A 17104-nucleotide genomic window follows, 5' to 3' on the forward strand; every position below is an offset into this window, starting at 1 on the left:
TGATGAATTTCCAGGCATGGCACTGATCCCGCAGCCGCAGCCGCAGCGGACGCCCGCATCGCCTGGCCCCATCGCCCTGGCCGGGCTGGTGTCGCTGGCCGTGGCCATGGGCATAGGCCGCTTTGCCTTCACGCCGCTCCTGCCCATGATGCTGAACGACGGCGTCGTCGATCTGCCATCGGCCAGCTGGCTCGCCAGTGCCAACTACTTCGGTTACATGCTGGGCGCCTTGCTGTGCACGCTGCAGCCCTGGCTGTGGGCCCGGTTCCGGGGCTTGCCGTCGCTGGCCTATGTGGCCCTGGTGCGCGCCGGGCTGGTGGCCACCGGTGCGCTGACCCTGGCCATGGCCTGGCAGCAGCCTGCGGCCTGGCCGGCGCTGCGCTTCGCCGCCGGCGTGACCAGCGCGGTGGTGTTTGTGTTCACCTCGGGCTGGTGCCTGTCGCGGCTGGCCCGGCTCGGCACGCCGGCGCTGGGGGGCTTGATATACGCCGGTCCGGGCGCGGGCATTGTGGTGAGCGGCCTGTTTGCCAGCGGCATGGTGGCCTGGCACTGGACGGCTGCGACCGGTTGGGCCATTTTTGGCGTGCTGGCTTTTGGGCTGGCGGCCGCCGTATGGCGCATCCTGCGAGGGGGCGACGAGCGTCTGGTGGCCCTGGGCGCGCGCGCGACCGGCTCGTCCGGCGACACGCCGGTCCGGCACGGCCGGGGCGAGATGGTGCTGTTGGCGCTGGCCTACGGGCTGGCGGGCTTCGGCTACATCATCACCGCCACGTTTTTGCCGGTGATTGCCCGCACCGCGCTGCCGGGATCGGCATGGCTGGACCTGTTCTGGCCCATCTTCGGGCTGGGGGTGATGGTGGGTGCGCTGCTGGCCACGCGCATTTCACCCCGCATCGACTTTCGTCTCTTGCTGGCAGGCTGCTATGTCACGCAGGCGCTTGGCATTGCAGCCAGTATCTGGAGCCCCAGCCTGGCCGGTTTTGCCGGGGGCAGCCTGCTGCTCGGCCTGCCGTTCACGGCGATCACTTTCTTCGCAATGCAGGAGGTACGCCGCCTGCGCCCCGTCACCGCGGCCAGTTTCATGGGCCTGCTCACCGCCACCTACGGTGTGGGACAAATCCTGGGGCCGCCACTGGTGGCCGTGCTGCTCAGGCACACCAGCAGCCCGGGTCAAGGCTTCACGCTGTCGCTGGAAATTGCGGCCGCCACGCTGCTGGCCGGCGCGGCCATCTACGGCTGGATGACCCGGGCCTACCCCCGGCCGGCGTGAACCCGGCCCCGGGTCGGGCGAGCGTCAGGGCGACGCGGGCGCCTGCCGCCGCCCCCGCCGCGGCGCCGGCACTGCCGCTGGTTCGGCGAACTGGTGCAGCAGGCTCACAAAAGTGGCGGCAATCTCCGACAGGGGCTCGCCCTTGCGCGTCAGGATGCCGAAGCCTTTGAGGTCGCTGCCGATGGGGATGGGCAGCGCCCGCAACAGGCCGGCCTTGACATGGTCGCGCACGACTGATTCGGGCAGCGCCGCCACGGCATCGCTGGTTTGCAGGAGCTGAAGCGTTGCGAAAACTGACGCACATTCGATGATGTTGGCCGGGGTCGACAGCCGGGCCCTGGCGAATTCTTCTTCGAGCAGATGCCGGGCCGGGCTGGTCACCGGCTGCAGGATCCACGGCCAGTCCATCAGCGCGGCCAGCGGCAGTTTCTTCTGGCGCACCAGCGCATGTCCGCGCCGCACGACCACTTGCATCACTTCATTGGACAGGGGTGTGAAGTCAAACAGGTTGTGCTGCAGCAGCGAGGAAAACCGGCCCACGGCGAGCTCGATGTCATGGCGTTCCAGCGACGTGCTGATCTGGTCACTGGTCTCGCCCACCATGCGGATGTTGAGCAGGGGCCTTTGCTGCTTGATCTGCGCCACGGCACGCGCCACCAGGTCGGGTGCCGCCCCCATGATGGCGCCAATCACCAACTGCCCATGCCCGCCGCGCCGCTTGACCTCCAGCCCTTCGATGAAGCGCGCCAGGCTGGCCTGCGATTGCCGCGCATAGCCCACCACCTCTTCGCCCAGCGACGTCGGCCGCAGCCCGCGGGAGTGCCGCTCGAACAGCGGGAACTGGAAGGCCTGCTCGATGTCGGCCAGCATCTTGGTCGCGGAGGGCTGCGTGACGCTGATGCGTGTGGCGGCTTCATGCAGCGTGCGCGTTTCGGCCAGTGCGGCCAGCAAGGCCCAGTGCTTCAGGCGCAGGCGGTTGATCAGCCTCGGGACCGCATTGGCAGGGATTTGTCGATATTCCATTTTGGAAATGCTTTTGCGAAATTTTCGATTGGATATCTATAACTGGAGATCTTACAGTGGCGCTCATCAATGACGACACAGGAGACGAAATGAAGCTGGTTCGCTACGGGCCGATGGGGCAGGAAAAGCCCGGATTGATCGACAACGCAGGGCGCCTGCGTGACCTGTCAGCCCATGTGGCCGACATTCGCGGCGACGCGCTGGGCGGCGCCTCGATGGCACGCCTCGCCGCCCTCGACCCCGCGGCCTTGCCGCTGGTGGCCGGATCGCCGCGCCTGGGGTCGTGCGTTGGCGGCGTGGGCAAGCTGATCTGCGTCGGTCTGAACTATTCCGACCACGCCCGGGAATCCGGCATGGCCATTCCCACCGAGCCGGTGCTGTTCATGAAGGCCACGAGTTCGATCATCGGGCCCAACGACAACGTCGAAATCCCGCCCGGCGCGCAGAAGGTGGACTGGGAGGTCGAGCTCGGCGTGGTGATTGGCCGCAGCGCGCGCTATGTGTCAAAGGAGCGGGCGCTCGATCATGTGGCCGGCTACTGCGTCATCAACGACGTCTCCGAGCGCGCCTACCAGCTCGAACGCGGCGGCCAGTGGGACAAGGGCAAGGGCTGCGACACCTTCGGCCCGCTCGGCCCGTGGATGGTGACACGCGATGAAGTGCCCGACCCGCAGGCCCTGGACATGTGGCTGGAGGTCGACGGCAAGCGCTACCAGAACGGCAACACCCGCACCATGATTTTCGATGTAGCCACACTGGTCGCCTACATCAGCCAGTTCATGAGCCTGCAGCCCGGCGACGTGATCTCTACCGGCACGCCGCCGGGCGTGGGCATGGGGCACAAGCCGACGCCGGTGTACCTGTCGGCCGGGCAGGTGATGCGCCTGGGCATCAGCGGGCTGGGCGAGCAGCGCCAGACGGCCGTTCCCTTCACGCCCCAGGATGCCGCACAGAAATCTGAACAGGAAGCAACGCAGGCATCAGCACAAAAAGCTACACAAGAAGCAACACAGGAATCAATATGAACCAGCTCGATCTGAATCAACGCGTCGCCGTCATCACCGGTGGCGCCCAGGGCATGGGCTACGCCACGGCGCAACGAATGCTCGCCTCCGGCGCAGCGGTGGCCCTGTGGGACATCGATGCGCAGCGCCTGGCGCAGGCCAGGGAGACGCTCAAGCCTTCCGGCAAGGTCATCACCGCGGTGGTCGAGCTGACGGACGAGGCCTCGGTGGAGGCGGCCACGCAGGCCACGCTGGCTGCGTTCGGGCGCATCGACATCCTCGTCAACAATGCCGGCATCACCGGCGGCAACGGCACGACCTGGGAACTGGCGCCCGAGGTATGGCGCCGGGTGATCGAGGTCAACCTGATCGGCCCCTATCTCACCAGCCGCGCCATCGTGCCGCACATGGTCAAGCAGGGCTATGGCCGCATCGTCAACATCGCCTCGGTGGCGGGCAAGGAAGGCAATCCGAACGCCTCGCACTACAGCGCATCGAAGGCCGGCCTGATTGGCCTGACCAAGTCGCTGGGCAAGGAGCTGGCGAAGACCGGGGTGCTGGTCAATGCCGTGACGCCTGCTGCGGCCAAGACGGCAATCTTCGACTCGATGAAGCAGGAGCACATCGACTTCATGCTGTCGAAAATCCCGATGGGCCGCTTCCTGCAGGTCGATGAAGCCGCATCGCTGATCGGCTGGCTGGCCTCCGAAGACTGTGCCTTCAGCACCGGCGCAGTATTTGACCTGTCGGGCGGACGCGCCACCTACTGATACCTGAGCCCAAGCGCGGCGCCGGCCCCCAGGCTGGCTTGCGCTGCCGCATGAGCAAGAAGCAGCCGCAGAGCTGCACCACACCCCAACCCCGGAGACACATTTCATGAACCCCCAAATCAACCCCGAACTCGAGCGGGTCACGGCCAAGGCCATTCGCCGGCTCGTGCCTTTTCTTTTGCTGATGTATGTGCTGGCCTTTCTGGACCGCGCCAACATCGGCTTTGCCAAGCAGGCCTTCCAGCTCGACACCGGCGTGTCGAACGCCGCTTATGCCTTCGGCGCCGGCATCTTCTTCATTGGCTACGCGCTGTTCGAAGTTCCCAGCAACCTGATCATGCACCGCGTCGGCGCCCGCGCCTGGATGTGCCGCATCATGGTCACGTGGGGGCTGGTGTCGGCGGCGCTGATGTTCGTCACCAGCGAGACCTCGTTTTACGTGCTGCGCTTTCTGCTCGGCGTGGCCGAAGCGGGCTTCTTTCCCGGCGTGATCTATTTCCTCACGAAGTGGTTCCCGGTCCATGCGCGGACCCGCGTGATCGGCATGTTTTATTTCGGCGCGCCACTGGCTTTCATTTTTGGCAGCCCGCTGTCGGGACTCCTGCTGGAAATGCAGGGCGCGTTCGGCCTGCACGGCTGGCAGTGGATGTTTCTCATTGAAGGCCTGCTGGCCAGCGCGGTCGGCGTCTGGGCCTTCTGGTACCTGGACAACCGGCCTGAAGATGCGAAGTGGCTGACGCTGGCCGAGCGTGCCACGCTGGCCACGGCAATTGCCCGGGAAGAGCAGCACAAGGCCGAGCATGGACCGCGCAGCGTGCTGGCCGCGCTGACCAATGGGCGCGTGCTCTTCCTGGCGGCAATCTATTTCATCATCCAGATGAGCGTTTACGGCGTCGTGTTCTACCTGCCCACCCAAGTAGCGACACTGCTGGGCAAGAAGGTCGGCTTCGACGTCGGCCTGGTGACGGCCATTCCCTGGATTTGCGCCGTCATTGCCGTCTACCTGATTCCCCGCCTGGCCGAGCGCCGGCAGCAGCACGCCGGCATGGCCTGCGCGACGCTGGTGGTTTGCGCCGCGGGCATTGCCCTGTCGGTGTCGGCCGGCTCACCGCTGCTGTCGTTGATTGCGCTGTGCTTTGCCGCCGCCGGCTTCATCGCCGTCCAGCCCCTGTTCTGGACCTTCCCGACGGCCTACCTTGGTGGCGCTGCAGCGGCCGGTGGCATTGCACTGATCAACTCGATCGGCTCGCTGGGCGGCTTCTTTGCACCGAACGTCAAGACCTGGGCCGAAAAAGCTTTCGAGTCGCCAAGCGCCGGGCTGTACCTGCTGGCCGGTACAACGCTGCTGGGCGCAGTGCTGTTCCTGGCGCTGCGCGCCCGGCAGCCCGTAGCAGTCGCAGTGGTCCGCTCGGCCTGACCCCGTTCACCTTCATCCAGCAGCAACTCCAGAAGCAACACAAGCAATCATGAACAACATGCCGACCATCAAGCACGTGCGTGCCTTCACCGTCCGCGGCGGCGGCGCCGACTACCACGACCAGGGCTCCGGCCACTGGATCGACGACCATATCTCCACACCGATGGGGCGTTACCCCGAATATCGCCAGAGTCGCCAGTCCTTCGGCATCAATGTGCTGGGCACGCTGGTGGTGGAAATCGAGGCCAGCGACGGCACGGTGGGGTTTTCGGTGACGACCGGCGGTGAACTCGGCTGCTGGATCGTCGAGAAGCACCTGGCGCGCTTTATCGAAGGCGCCAAGGTCACCGACATCGAGAAGATCTGGGACCAGATGTTCAACGCCACGCTGTACTACGGGCGCAAGGGCATTGTGCTGAACACCATCTCGGGCGTGGACCTGGCGCTGTGGGACCTGCTGGCCAAGGTGCGCAAGGAGCCGGTGCACGCCCTGCTGGGTGGCCCGGTGCGCGACGAATTGACCTTCTACGCCACCGGGGCCCGCCCCGACCTGGCCAAGAAAATGGGCTTCATCGGCGGCAAGCTGCCGCTGCACCATGGCCCCGCCGAGCGGGAGGAGGGCCTGAAGAAAAACCTCGAACTGCTGGGCGAAATGCGCCAGCGCGTAGGCGACGATTTCTGGCTGATGTACGACTGCTGGATGAGCCTGGATGTAGAGTACGCCACGCGCCTGGCCAACGCGGCCAGCGAGTACAAGCTCAAGTGGATCGAAGAAGCCCTGCCGCCCGACGACTACTGGGGCTACGCCGAGCTGCGCCGCAACGTGCCGCGCGGCATGCTGGTCACCACCGGCGAGCACGAAGCCACGCGCTGGGGCTTCCGCATGCTGCTCGAGATGGAGTGCTGCGACATTCTGCAGCCCGACGTCGGCTGGTGCGGCGGCATCACCGAACTGCTGAAAATATCGGCACTGGCCGATGCACACGGCAAGCTGGTGGTGCCCCACGGCTCGTCGGTCTACAGCTACCACTTCGTCATCACGCGCCACAACAGCCCGTTTTCCGAGTTTCTGATGATGGCGCCCAAGGCCGACGAGGTGGTGCCGATGTTCAACCCCATGCTGCTGGACGAGCCGGTGCCGGTGAACGGCCGCATGAAGGCCAGCGCGCTCGATGCGCCGGGCTTCGGCGTGCGGCTCAACCCCGAATGCGCCTTGCAGCGGCCATTCCCCCGCTGACGCGGGCTTTACCGGCTGATCGGGCGCTGTCCGGCGGGAGGCGTTAAAATTGCAGGTTGCCAGCATGCTGTCCCGGCGTGCTGGTGTTTGTTGTTCCTGATGTTTCCGGGGCCATGTAGAGGACTACCATGTATAAAAACCTCGCAGCCACTGTCATGTTGACGCGCGTGGCCGCCAGCTTTATTTCTCCCATTTCTTCCATTTCTCGCGCTTGCGCCCTGCCGCCCCCTCCCGTGTTCCGGAGGGCCGCATGAGCTACCAGGTCAAAGAGATTTTTTACACCCTGCAGGGCGAAGGCGCCAACGCTGGGCGACCGGCCGTGTTTTGCCGCTTTGCCGGCTGCAACCTGTGGTCCGGCCGCGAGCAGGACCGCGCCACGGCGGTCTGCCAGTTTTGCGACACCGATTTCGTCGGCACCGACGGCACGCTGGGCGGCAAATTTGCCGACGCCGATGCGCTGGCGCGCCTGATTGAAGCCCAATGGCCGGCAGATGACCGGGCGCACCGCCTGGTGGTCATGACCGGCGGCGAGCCGCTGCTGCAGGTCGATGTGGCGCTGATTGCCGCCTTGCATGCGCGCGGCTTTCAGATCGCGGTGGAGACCAACGGCACCATTGCCGCGCCGGCCGGCATTGACTGGATCTGCGTCAGCCCCAAGGCCGGCGCACCGTGGATACAGCGCGAAGGCCAGGAACTCAAGGTGGTGTGGCCGCAGGCCGGGTTCGAGCTGGCCGAGCTGGAGGCGGCCCGTTTTACGCACCGCTTTTTGCAGCCCATGGACAATGCCCGGCGCGCCGACAACACCCAGGCCTGCATCGCCCTGTGCATGCAGCGGCCCGCCTGGCGGCTGAGCCTGCAGACCCACAAGATCACGGGCATACGATGAGGCACGAACCCATGCGCTGCGAGATCAGCCAGACTTTCTACTTTGACGCGGCCCACACGCTCAAGCGCGCCATTGAGGCCGAGAGCAGCAAGCGCGTGCACGGCCATACCTACAACGCCGAGGTTTTCGTTGCCGGCGAGCCCGACGAGGCCACCGGCATGGTCATGGACCTCGGCTTGGTGCGGCGCGAAATCGCCGTGCTGCGCGAGGAACTGGACCACCACCTGCTCGACGACGTCAAAGGACTGGGCCCGCCCACGCTGGAGAGCCTCTGCCAGTTCATCTTCCGCAAGCTCGATGCCCGCCTGCCGGGGTTGACTTCGGTACGGGTCTGGCGCGCCTCGCTGGGCGATGGCTGCCGCGTAAGCCGTTGAGCGGAAGTCCCCGGGGGCCAAGCAGATAATGCTCATCCGGCGCGGCATATGCACTGCAGGCCGCGCTGCGGTAACCTTGCGGGCATGAAAGCCTATCGCGCCAGCCTCCTGTACTTTGCCGCACCTGAGAGCCTGCCGGGCCAGGTCACGTTCGAGCAGGATGGCCTGCTCGTGGTGGGCCCTGACGCCACGGGCCGGCAGGTGGTGCAGGCCATCGGCAGCTACCAGCAACTCGCTTCCCAGGTGGGCAGCCAGTACCCCGGCCTGCAGGTAGAACACCTGCCGGGCCGCATCATTGCGCCGGGCTTTGTGGACATGCACATCCACTACCCGCAGATCGACGTGATCGGCTCGCCCGCCGAGGGCCTGCTACCCTGGCTGGAGAACTACACCTTTCCACATGAAAAACGCTTCTCATCCCCCGAATACAGTGCGGAAGCGGCTACGTTTTTCATCGCAGAACTGCTGCGCCACGGCGTGACGACGGCGCTGGCCTTTGCGACCTCGCACCCCGAATCGGTCAACGCGCTGCTGGGCGAAGCGCAGCGGCAAAGCCTGCGCATGATCACCGGCAAGGTGCTGATGGACCAGAACGCGCCCGATGGCGTGCGGGACGAGACCCGGCAAAGCCTGATCGATACCGAGGCGCTGATTGAAAAATGGCATGGCGTGGACCGGCTGGGCTACGCCATTACGCCGCGCTTTGTGCCCAGTTGCAGCGAGGCCCAGCTGCGCGGCGCAGGCGAACTCGCCGCGCAATACCCGGATGTCTGGATTCAGTCGCACGTGGCAGAAAACAGGGACGAAGTCGCCTGGGTGCGCCAACTCTATCCCCAGGCCCGCAGCTACCTGAGCGTGTATGAGGATTTCGGCCTGCTCAGGCCGCGCGCCGTCTATGCACACTGCATTCACCTCGATGAAGACGACCGCGCCCTGATGCGCAGCACCGGCACCGCCGCGGCAGTCAGCCCGACCAGCAACCTGTTCCTTGGCAGCGGCTTCTTTGACCATGCCGGCGCCGACCGCGCAGGCTTTCTGTATGGCCTGGCCAGCGATGTGGGGGGCGGCACCAGCTTTAGTCCGTTTCACACCATGCTGGCGGCGTATTACGTGGGGAGGGAAGGGCAGACCAAACCCGGCGTGTCGCTCAAGCCCCAGCATCTGTGGTGGCAACACACCGCCGGTGCGGCCCGGGCACTGGGCCTGCAGGGCGTGGTGGGCAACCTGCTGTCCGGCTGCGAAGCCGACTTTGTGGTGCTCAATCCGCAGGCCACGCCGCTGCTGGCCCGCAAGACCAGCCAGGCCGGCAGCCTGGACGAGTTGCTGTTTTCCCTGATCGTGCTGGGCGACGACCGTTTGATCGAGAAAACCGTGATTTCGCAGGCAGGAACAGCCTGATTGCCGATGTTGTAAGCATAGACCCCTTGCAGTCCGTGCAAAAATTGCGCAAGAAGCTATACAAACGATGGCAAGTTCAATCGGCTGGTGGCACAGGCAGCGGGCTGCCATCTGCCGCCAGGGTCTCCCCCTTGCGCTCGACGATCAGGCCATAGGCATGGGGCTGGCGGTGCATATCGAAGTTGAAGGTGGTGCGCTTGTACACGGCGCAGAAGTCCAGGTCGCAACGGGCGATGGCCATTTCGTCGCCCTTGGTGAGGCAGCGGGCCACCACCTCGCCAGAGGGGGCGATGATGCAGCTGCCGCCTATGCTGTCCACGCCTTCTTCCACCCCGGCTTTGGCCACCCCCACCACCCAGGTGCCGTTCTGGTAGGCACCGGCCTGCATGGACAGCTGGTTGTGAAACAGTGAAAGGTCGTCATGCTCGGGAGCGGGGGCGTTGTGCACCGGGGTGTTGTAGCCAATCAGCACCATCTCCACCCCTTGCAGGCCCATCACGCGGTAGGTTTCGGCCCAGCGCCGGTCGTTGCAAATGGCCATGCCCATCACGCCGCCGAAAGCGTTTGTCACACCAAAGCCGGGTCCGGGTGTGAAGTAGCGCTTTTCCAGGTGCTGAAAGCGCCGCCAGGGTTCATGCTCTTTGTGACCTGGCAGATGCACCTTGCGGTACTTGGCCACGATCTGCCCAAAGCGGTCGACCAGAATGGAGGTGTTGTAGCGCAGCTCCGCGCCGGCCTCCTGTGCCAGCTCGGCGTAACCCAGGTAAAAGCCCACACCCAGCTCCTGCGCCAGGCTGAACAGGGGTTGGGTGGCGGCGCTGGGCATCTCACGCTCGAAGTACTGGTTGATCTCCTGTGGATCTTCGATGTACCAGCGCGGGAAAAAGGTGGTCAGCGCCAGTTCGGGATACACGATGAGCTGCGCCCCCACCGCGTGGGCCTGGCGCATGAGTGCGCACAGGCGCCCGACCACTTGGGCGCGGGTGTCATTGCGCTGGATGGGGCCCAACTGGCCCAGGGCGACGTTGATGTAGCGTGGCATGTTTAAAGACTATGAAGTTCGGTTGGCAAGTTCGGCCACCACCTGGAGCAGCAACTGGGCTCCGCGCAGCAGGTCGTCGGGTTCGGTGTGTTCGCGCACGTTGTGGCTGAGTCCGCCCGTGCTGGGCACAAAGATCATGGCGCTGGGACACACGCGAGCCAGCATTTGCGCATCGTGACCGGCACCGCTGGGCATGCGCTGGTGGGTGCAGCCCAGCGCTTGCGCCTGCCGCTGGACCAGATCAATCACCATGGGGTCAAATGCCACAGGCTCGAAGCGGGCCAGCGAGCGCGAACAAATGCGCACGCCCTCGGCCTCGGCCGCGCGCGCTGCAAACGCCTGCACGTCGGCCTCGGCCTGCGCCAGCGCCGCACTGTCGGTATTGCGCAGGTCCACCGTGAACACGGCTTTCTGGGCAATGACGTTGACCAGATTGGGGCTCAGTCGCACAGCCCCCACCGTGGCCAGCTGCCGCCCACCCATGCGTGCGCTGAGCTCACGCACATGCACTGCCACCTGCGCAGCCACCAGCGCAGCATCGTGGCGCATGGCCATGGGGGTCGTGCCGGCGTGGTTGGACTGCCCTTCCACGGTGAATTCAGTCCAGGAGATGCCCTGAACCCCTTCCACCACACCGATCTGCACACCCTCGCGCTCCAGAACCGGACCCTGTTCAATATGCAGCTCGACAAAGCTGTCCACTACGGGCAAGCCCACGGGCGCCGTGCCTTGGTATCCGATGCGCTGCAGCTCGGCCTGCACCGTCAAGCCCTCTGCGTCGCAGGTGGTCAGGGCCTCTTTCAGCGGCAGTGCGCCTACATAGACCAGGCTGCCCATCATGTCGGGCTGGAAGCGCGCGCCTTCTTCGTTGGTGAACACGGCCACGGCCAGCGGGCGGCGGGTTTGGACGCCGGCCTCACGCAGCGTGGCGACCACTTCCAGCGCAGCCAGCACACCGTAGTTGCCGTCATACAGGCCACCGGTGCGCACCGTGTCGATGTGCGAGCCCATCATCACCGGAGGGACATCTTCCGCACCAGCCAGGTGGGCAAATATATTGCCAATGGCATCAACCTCGACGCGCAACCCCAGCTCGCGCATCCGCGCCACGGTCCAGTCACGGCCCAGGCGGTCGGCATCGGTCAGCGCCAGGCGGTTCACCCCGCCACCCGGCAATGCCCCCATCTGGCCCAGCGCCTGCAAACTGGCCAGCAGGCGCGGGCCATTGATTGGTGCAAATGCTGGTGTGCTCATGCAGCTGCCCCATCCCGCAACACCTGGGCTGCGCTGCGGCCCACCAGTTGCTGGTACAGGGCCGGGTCGGTATCTCCCTCGCTGCCAAAAAGCAGCACGCGGCTGTCTGGCCCCAGCCCCAGCGTTGCCCTGGCGGCAGGGCCCTGCGAAATGAGCAGTGCAGCCGCCAGCCCAGCCACCGCTGACTCGCCCGCCACAATGACGGGATCGGCGCCGTCGGGACTGGCCAGCAGCCGCATGGCTTCCACGGCCGCCTGGTCAGGGATGGTGCAGAACGCGTTGGCACCGGTGGCCAGGATGTCCCAGGCCAGCAAGGACACCTCGCCACAGGCCAGGCCGGCCATCAGCGTGTCCAGATCGCCCTTGACGGCCACAACTTCGCCCGCCCGCGCACTTTGCAGCAGGCAGTCTGCGCGGTCTGGCTCGACCACGACCATGACCGGCCGGTGCCCGGTGCTTCGCTCCCAGAAATAGGCACAGACCGCCGCCGCAAAGCCGCCCACCCCGGCCTGCACAAACACATGCGTGGGCCATTGCGCCAGCGCACTCACGGCTTCGTGCACCATGAGTTGATAGCCCTGCATCACGTCGCGGGGAATGTCCATGTAGCCGGGGTAAGACGTGTCGGAAATCACGAACCAGCCATTGGCTTTGGCATCCCGATCGGCCTGCTGAACCGAGTCGTCGTAGTTGCCCGTGGTGCGCACCACCCGGGCGCCGTAGCGTTCTATGGCCTGCTTGCGCCCCTCGCTGACGGTGGCGTGGATGTAGATGACACAGCGGCAGCCCATCATCTGCGCGCCCCAGGCGACCGAGCGGCCATGGTTGCCGTCGGTGGCACAGGTGACGGTGATGTCGGCGCACGCCAGGCGCAGCGCGGGCTCGGTGCGCAACTGTTCGTGGCTGATGGCCCGACCCAGGCGCTGCTCCAGTTCGCGACACAGCAGCCTGGTCACGGCATAGGCACCGCCCAGCGCCTTGAAGCTGCCTAGGCCGAAGCGCGAGCCTTCGTCCTTGTAGTGGATGGACGCAAGCCCTGCTGCCTGGGCCAGTCCTGACAGAGAGTGCAGTGGCGTGACGCGGTAACCAGGCCATGTCGTGATCACCGCCAGTGCCTGCGCCAGTGCCGCAGCGCTGAGCAGGGTCTGGCGGTGGGCGCCATAGGGTTCTGCGGTCTGATGTTGTGGATTAACCAGCAGCGTGAAGGGCAGGTTTGGTAGCGGATTCATGGGTGTGGATATTTCAAAGTGGAGATTCCAGGTCTGCCAGTTGCGCATGGACCTGCTCGATGGCGGCCATGCGGGCACGGGCCTTTTTGGGTACCTGGGCCAGAGCGGCCGTGGCCAGGTAGTTGATCAGGCTGATGGCGCTCACATAGGAATCAAAAATAGGTCCGTCCTGGGGTGGGCAGATGAACAGGGCCTGGGCACGCGCTGCGAGGGCAGACACGCGCGCGTCGGTCACCAGCACCAGCGATGCACCGGCATCGCAGGCAATACCCACCACCTGCGACAGGCGGCGGGTGCGGCGGCGAAAGTCCATGGCCAGCAGCACGTCGTGGGGCTGGATGTCAGCCAGCCGTTCCGCATCTTCTCCCGATCCCTCGTTGAGCAGGTAGACCTCTGCACGCACCTGGGACAGCAATGCCTGCGCATAAAACGCCGTCATGTACCCGTTGCGGTAACCCACCACCCAGACGCGCCGCGCACGGACCAACAACTTGACTGCAAGCTTTACCCCCTGGTCTGTCACCTCATCGGCCAGGGCCTGCAGCTGCTGCGCATCCTGCGCAATGTGCTGTTGCAGCGGGCTTCCACGGGTGCCCTGGTGCTCCATGCGGTACAGCGGAGAGGGCTGGGGCGCTCCGTCCCGCTGGTGTTGGCGAAACGCCTGAAACCCCGAAAACCCCAGTCGCTGGAAAAAACGTGCAGCACTGGCCTTGGAAACGCCGGCCAACGCGGCGAGTTCGGTCGCGCTGTAGGCCAGAACGTCTTTTTCGCGGGCCAATACGACGTCAGCCAGCTTGCGGTCGACCAGGGACAACGCGTCGTATTGACCTTGAATGCGGTCGCGCAATGTAGGGGTCGGTGTCATGGCAAAGAGGATGGCAAGTTTTGGTGCTGATATCCCCAAAACAGGGTGGCTTGCGCACCAATGAGAAACATTGTTTTCATGTATTGTCAGTTAAGAAACTGAAGTTTCATATTGTCCGCCATCTGTTTGCAAATGCAATGCCAGGTGAAGCAGATGGCATACATCTTGCGCAAGCCTGGCTGTGTCCCATTTTTTTTTTGACAGGAATCCCCATGAAACTCAAAGCGCTTTCCACTCTGGCTGGCCTGTTTGCCAGCACCGTCCTGACCCTGGTTTCTCCCGCCCACGCGGCTGATGATTCGCTCACCTCCATCATGGCCAAGAAGTCGATTGCCCTGGGTGTTGCCTCCGACTTCCCGCCCTACGGCTTTATGGGCTCCGATTTCAAACTCACCGGCGTGGACGTGGCCACGGCGCAACTGATTGCCGACAAGCTGGGCGTGAAGGCCGAGTTTGTGCCGGTCAGCACACCCAACCGTATTCCCTACCTGCAGACCAAGAAGATCGACCTGATCGTCTCGGCGCTGGGCAAGAATGCCGAGCGCGAGAAGGTGATCGATTTCACCGTGGCTTACGCTCCGTTCTTTCAAGCCGTTTTCGGCCCCAAGGCACTGAGCATCAAGAGCTTTGGCGACCTGGCGGGCAAGACCATCGCGGTCACGCGCGGCACCATTCAGGACGATGTGCTGCAGCAAGTGGCACCGCCCACACTGAAGATCATGCGCTTTGAAGACGATGCCACCACGGTGGCGGCCTTTATCTCACAACAAACCCAGTTGCTCGCTACCGGTGCCGCAGTGGCCGCAGCCGCCGTTCAGAAAAATCCTCAGGTTCAGGCTGAATACAAGCTGTTGCTGAAAGACTCGCCCAACTTCATCGGTGTGCGCAAGGGTGAAACCGCGCTGCTGACCAAAGTGAACGACATCCTGCGCGCCGCCAAGGCCGACGGCACGCTGGAGCAGTACTCGCAAAAATGGCTGGGCCGCGGCACCGGCGTGCTGCCCGACTAAGCACACGCAGCGTCTACAACTACACCCCTCGCACAGCCAACCCGGATCGCCATGATCGAGTTCAACTTTGCCGTGGTGCTGGCCCAGTGGCCCATGCTGATGCGTGGGCTGGTTCTGACCGTGGCGCTCACTGCCTCCTCTGCGGCGCTGGGCGCGCTGTTGGGCACCGCCTGTGCCTGGGCACGGCTGCATGGCGGCAAGGCCTTGAAACGGGCGGTGGGCAGCTATGTGGAACTGGTGCGCAACACCCCGTTCATCATCCAGCTGTTCTTCATATTTTTCGGACTGCCTTCGCTCGGCTTGCGGTTGCCGGTCGAGTTGGCTTGCGTGCTGGCCATGGTGCTCAACCTGGGGGCTTATGCGTGCGAGATCGTGCGCGCGGGCCTGCAAGCCACGCCCGAGGGCCAACTGGAAGCCGCCATGAGCCTGGCGCTGACACCGAGGCAAACATTTTTTCACGTGGTGCTGCCCCCGGCGCTGGCCCGTATTTGGCCCGCACTGGTGAGCCAGATCATCATCGTCATGCTGGGCTCGGCGGTCTGCGGGCAGATCTCGGCTGAAGAACTGTCACAGGCCGCCAATCTCATTTCCAGCCGCACCTTTCGCAGCTTCGAGTCATACATTGTGGTCACCGTGGCCTACGTGCTGCTGGCCATTGGCCTGCGGCAATCGCTGTACTGGCTCGGTCCGCGCTTCATCTTTGCGAGCCGCTAAATAGCGCACACCCATGGTTCAGTTTTCACTCTGGGATATTTTTACCTTTCTGCTGGGGGCCATGCGCTGGACCGTGCTGCTCTCGCTCATTGCCTTCGTAGGCGGTGGGCTGGGGGGCATGGCCCTGCTGTTGCTGCGTTTCACGCGGGTGCGGGGCGTGGAAACGGCGGTGGCCTGGTATGTGCAAATTTTCCAGGGCACGCCGCTGCTGATGCAGCTCTTCCTGGTGTACTTTGGCCTGGCCCTGATGGGCATGGACACCTCTGCTCTGGTGTCTGCGGCGATTTGCCTTACTTTGTATGCCAGCGCCTACCTCACCGAGATTTGGCGCGGATGCGTGAACGCCATCCACAAAGGGCAATGGGAAGCCTCAACCAGCCTGGCCCTGAGCTATACGCAGCAGATGCGCCATGTGATCCTGCCGCAGGCATGGCGCGTGGCGATTGCGCCCACGGTGGGCTTTCTGGTCCAGATCATCAAGGGCACGGCCCTGGCCTCTGTTATCGGCTTTGTGGAGTTAACCAAGGCCGGTCAGATGATCTCCAACGCCACCTACCAACCCTTTCTGGCCTTTACTTTTGTGGGCCTTTTGTACTTTGCCCTGTGTTACCCGCTGTCGTGGTGGAGCCAGCGGCTGGAAAACCGCCCATGAGTAACGCACCCACCCCCGCCTTTGCCCTGGTCGACATCCGTGGCCTGCACAAGCGTTTCGGATCCACCGAAGTGCTCAAGGGCATCGATCTGCAGATCCGACGCAAGGAAGTGGTTTGCATCATCGGCAAGAGTGGCTCCGGCAAAAGCACGCTGCTGCGCTGCATCAATGGGCTGGAGACCTTTGACAGCGGCAGCCTGACCATTGACGGACAGCCCCTGCAGCACAGCAACCGGGAAGCCATGCGGGAGTTGCGTCAGCAGGTGGGCATGATTTTTCAGAGCTTCAATCTCTTTCCCCACCTCAGTACGGGGCGCAATGTGATGTTGGCTCCAACCTTGGTCAACGGCCTGCCCAAAGAAGAAGCGCGCTCGCGCGCCCAGACTTTGCTGGAACGCGTGGGTTTGGGCCGTATGTTTGACCGCTTGCCCGAGCAACTCTCGGGTGGGCAGCAGCAGCGCGTAGCTATCGCCCGGGCGCTTGCCATGGCACCGACGGTGCTGCTGTGCGATGAAATTACTTCTGCATTGGATCCGGAACTGGTGGGCGAAGTGCTGCAGGTGGTGGAAATGCTGGCCGAGGAGGGTATGACGCTGATCGTTGTCACCCATGAAATGGGTTTTGCCCGCAAGGTGAGCGACCGTGTGGTGTTCATGCACCAGGGGCTTATCCACGAAGCGGGCACGCCAGACGACATCTTCAACCGCCCCCAAACGCCCGAGCTACAGCAGTTTCTGTCGGCATTGCGCGACTGATCCTCTGTCATCCTCTGCCGTGCTGCTGCAGATGACGGCGAAATCGGCCTCCAGCTCTTGATTGGCGGGCGCAGGAGGCTACTAAATCAATAGCATCCTGGCGCTTTGGCTGGCAGCTTCCATGGCTTGCCTACAATCCGGTATGGTGTTTCGCGCTACCGGGGCGCAAGCGTGAACCCCCCAATCAGCAATTTGAGGAACCTT

General features: G+C 64.3%; 17 protein-coding genes. 12 read left to right on the top strand and 5 right to left on the bottom strand.

All coding sequences use genetic code 11. From position 1 onward, the window contains the following. Positions 1–16: 16 nt before the first annotated feature. Complete coding sequence (locus tag BPRO_RS07415; protein WP_011482435.1) at positions 17–1270, top strand: YbfB/YjiJ family MFS transporter; 1254 nt, start codon at positions 17–19, stop codon at positions 1268–1270. A 24-nt stretch (positions 1271–1294) separates the two neighbouring features. On the opposite strand, the gene BPRO_RS07420 is transcribed toward BPRO_RS07415, so the two are convergent. Further along, positions 1295–2293 (bottom strand): LysR family transcriptional regulator, encoded by a 999-nt coding sequence (locus BPRO_RS07420; RefSeq protein ID WP_011482436.1) that lies wholly within the window; start codon positions 2291–2293, stop codon positions 1295–1297. A gap of 89 nt (positions 2294–2382) precedes the next feature. Between BPRO_RS07420 and BPRO_RS07425 the strand changes: the two genes are divergently transcribed. From BPRO_RS07425 to guaD, 7 genes are all read left to right on the top strand, one after another. Further along, positions 2383–3318, top strand: coding sequence for an ureidoglycolate lyase (locus BPRO_RS07425; RefSeq protein ID WP_011482437.1), 936 nt, complete (start codon positions 2383–2385; stop codon positions 3316–3318). Continuing rightward, a complete protein-coding gene (locus tag BPRO_RS07430; RefSeq protein ID WP_011482438.1) occupies positions 3315–4067 on the top strand; it encodes an SDR family NAD(P)-dependent oxidoreductase in 753 nt (250 codons plus the stop codon). The genes BPRO_RS07425 and BPRO_RS07430 overlap by 4 nt, the downstream gene beginning before the upstream one ends. Positions 4068–4173: 106 nt before the next feature. After that, entirely contained in the window at positions 4174–5484 is a 1311-nt protein-coding gene (locus BPRO_RS07435; RefSeq protein WP_011482439.1) for an MFS transporter, read from the top strand. Positions 5485–5533: 49 nt separating this feature from the next. Further along, positions 5534–6721, top strand: a complete 1188-nt coding sequence (rhmD, locus tag BPRO_RS07440; protein WP_011482440.1) for an L-rhamnonate dehydratase — start codon at positions 5534–5536, stop codon at positions 6719–6721. Between the two features lie 250 nt (positions 6722–6971). Then, complete coding sequence (queE, locus tag BPRO_RS07445) at positions 6972–7607, top strand: 7-carboxy-7-deazaguanine synthase (protein WP_011482441.1); 636 nt, start codon at positions 6972–6974, stop codon at positions 7605–7607. 11 nt (positions 7608–7618) lie between these two features. After that, positions 7619–7981 (top strand): 6-pyruvoyl trahydropterin synthase family protein, encoded by a 363-nt coding sequence (locus BPRO_RS07450; RefSeq protein ID WP_011482442.1) that lies wholly within the window; start codon positions 7619–7621, stop codon positions 7979–7981. 84 nt (positions 7982–8065) lie between these two features. Then, positions 8066–9379, top strand: coding sequence for a guanine deaminase (gene guaD, locus BPRO_RS07455; RefSeq protein ID WP_041388517.1), 1314 nt, complete (start codon positions 8066–8068; stop codon positions 9377–9379). Positions 9380–9455: 76 nt separating this feature from the next. Here guaD and BPRO_RS07460 read toward each other — a convergent pair whose 3' ends face one another. From BPRO_RS07460 to BPRO_RS07475, 4 genes are read right to left on the bottom strand one after another with little or no spacing between them, the layout of a single operon-like run. Continuing rightward, complete coding sequence (locus tag BPRO_RS07460; RefSeq protein WP_011482444.1) at positions 9456–10421, bottom strand: N-carbamoyl-D-amino-acid hydrolase; 966 nt, start codon at positions 10419–10421, stop codon at positions 9456–9458. A gap of 9 nt (positions 10422–10430) precedes the next feature. Then, positions 10431–11675 (bottom strand): Zn-dependent hydrolase, encoded by a 1245-nt coding sequence (locus BPRO_RS07465; RefSeq protein ID WP_011482445.1) that lies wholly within the window; start codon positions 11673–11675, stop codon positions 10431–10433. Then, positions 11672–12904, bottom strand: coding sequence for a diaminopropionate ammonia-lyase (locus tag BPRO_RS07470; protein ID WP_011482446.1), 1233 nt, complete (start codon positions 12902–12904; stop codon positions 11672–11674). The genes BPRO_RS07465 and BPRO_RS07470 overlap by 4 nt, the downstream gene beginning before the upstream one ends. A 13-nt stretch (positions 12905–12917) precedes the next feature. Continuing rightward, complete coding sequence (locus tag BPRO_RS07475; RefSeq protein ID WP_011482447.1) at positions 12918–13769, bottom strand: MurR/RpiR family transcriptional regulator; 852 nt, start codon at positions 13767–13769, stop codon at positions 12918–12920. A gap of 212 nt (positions 13770–13981) precedes the next feature. Here BPRO_RS07475 and BPRO_RS07480 point away from each other — a divergent pair, with 212 nt between their 5' ends. From BPRO_RS07480 to BPRO_RS07495, 4 genes are read left to right on the top strand one after another with little or no spacing between them, the layout of a single operon-like run. Continuing rightward, positions 13982–14779 (top strand): transporter substrate-binding domain-containing protein, encoded by a 798-nt coding sequence (locus BPRO_RS07480; protein WP_011482448.1) that lies wholly within the window; start codon positions 13982–13984, stop codon positions 14777–14779. 51 nt (positions 14780–14830) lie between these two features. Further along, the gene (locus tag BPRO_RS07485; RefSeq protein WP_011482449.1) at positions 14831–15493 is read left to right on the top strand and encodes an amino acid ABC transporter permease; all 663 of its coding nucleotides are present in this window, start codon (positions 14831–14833) and stop codon (positions 15491–15493) included. 13 nt (positions 15494–15506) lie between these two features. After that, positions 15507–16145, top strand: coding sequence for an amino acid ABC transporter permease (locus tag BPRO_RS07490; protein WP_011482450.1), 639 nt, complete (start codon positions 15507–15509; stop codon positions 16143–16145). Next, positions 16142–16900 carry an amino acid ABC transporter ATP-binding protein gene (locus tag BPRO_RS07495; RefSeq protein WP_011482451.1) on the top strand — a complete coding sequence of 253 codons (759 nt, stop codon included), beginning with the start codon at positions 16142–16144 and terminating at the stop codon, positions 16898–16900. The genes BPRO_RS07490 and BPRO_RS07495 overlap by 4 nt, the downstream gene beginning before the upstream one ends. Positions 16901–17104 lie beyond the last annotated feature (204 nt).

The sequence above is a fragment of the Polaromonas sp. JS666 genome (assembly GCF_000013865.1).
Classification (GTDB): Bacteria; Pseudomonadota; Gammaproteobacteria; order Burkholderiales; family Burkholderiaceae_C; genus Polaromonas.

Excerpts from the sequence above, each read along its gene's own strand:
- BPRO_RS07415 (WP_011482435.1), top strand. The coding sequence starts at position 17 with ATGGCACTGATCCCGCAGCCGCAGCCGCAGCGGACGCCCGCATCGCCT.
- BPRO_RS07420 (WP_011482436.1), bottom strand. The coding sequence starts at position 2,293 with ATGGAATATCGACAAATCCCTGCCAATGCGGTCCCGAGGCTGATCAAC.
- BPRO_RS07425 (WP_011482437.1), top strand. The coding sequence starts at position 2,383 with ATGAAGCTGGTTCGCTACGGGCCGATGGGGCAGGAAAAGCCCGGATTG.
- BPRO_RS07430 (WP_011482438.1), top strand. The coding sequence starts at position 3,315 with ATGAACCAGCTCGATCTGAATCAACGCGTCGCCGTCATCACCGGTGGC.
- BPRO_RS07435 (WP_011482439.1), top strand. The coding sequence starts at position 4,174 with ATGAACCCCCAAATCAACCCCGAACTCGAGCGGGTCACGGCCAAGGCC.
- rhmD (WP_011482440.1), top strand. The coding sequence starts at position 5,534 with ATGAACAACATGCCGACCATCAAGCACGTGCGTGCCTTCACCGTCCGC.
- queE (WP_011482441.1), top strand. The coding sequence starts at position 6,972 with ATGAGCTACCAGGTCAAAGAGATTTTTTACACCCTGCAGGGCGAAGGC.
- BPRO_RS07450 (WP_011482442.1), top strand. The coding sequence starts at position 7,619 with ATGCGCTGCGAGATCAGCCAGACTTTCTACTTTGACGCGGCCCACACG.
- guaD (WP_041388517.1), top strand. The coding sequence starts at position 8,066 with ATGAAAGCCTATCGCGCCAGCCTCCTGTACTTTGCCGCACCTGAGAGC.
- BPRO_RS07460 (WP_011482444.1), bottom strand. The coding sequence starts at position 10,421 with ATGCCACGCTACATCAACGTCGCCCTGGGCCAGTTGGGCCCCATCCAG.
- BPRO_RS07465 (WP_011482445.1), bottom strand. The coding sequence starts at position 11,675 with ATGAGCACACCAGCATTTGCACCAATCAATGGCCCGCGCCTGCTGGCC.
- BPRO_RS07470 (WP_011482446.1), bottom strand. The coding sequence starts at position 12,904 with ATGAATCCGCTACCAAACCTGCCCTTCACGCTGCTGGTTAATCCACAA.
- BPRO_RS07475 (WP_011482447.1), bottom strand. The coding sequence starts at position 13,769 with ATGACACCGACCCCTACATTGCGCGACCGCATTCAAGGTCAATACGAC.
- BPRO_RS07480 (WP_011482448.1), top strand. The coding sequence starts at position 13,982 with ATGAAACTCAAAGCGCTTTCCACTCTGGCTGGCCTGTTTGCCAGCACC.
- BPRO_RS07485 (WP_011482449.1), top strand. The coding sequence starts at position 14,831 with ATGATCGAGTTCAACTTTGCCGTGGTGCTGGCCCAGTGGCCCATGCTG.
- BPRO_RS07490 (WP_011482450.1), top strand. The coding sequence starts at position 15,507 with ATGGTTCAGTTTTCACTCTGGGATATTTTTACCTTTCTGCTGGGGGCC.
- BPRO_RS07495 (WP_011482451.1), top strand. The coding sequence starts at position 16,142 with ATGAGTAACGCACCCACCCCCGCCTTTGCCCTGGTCGACATCCGTGGC.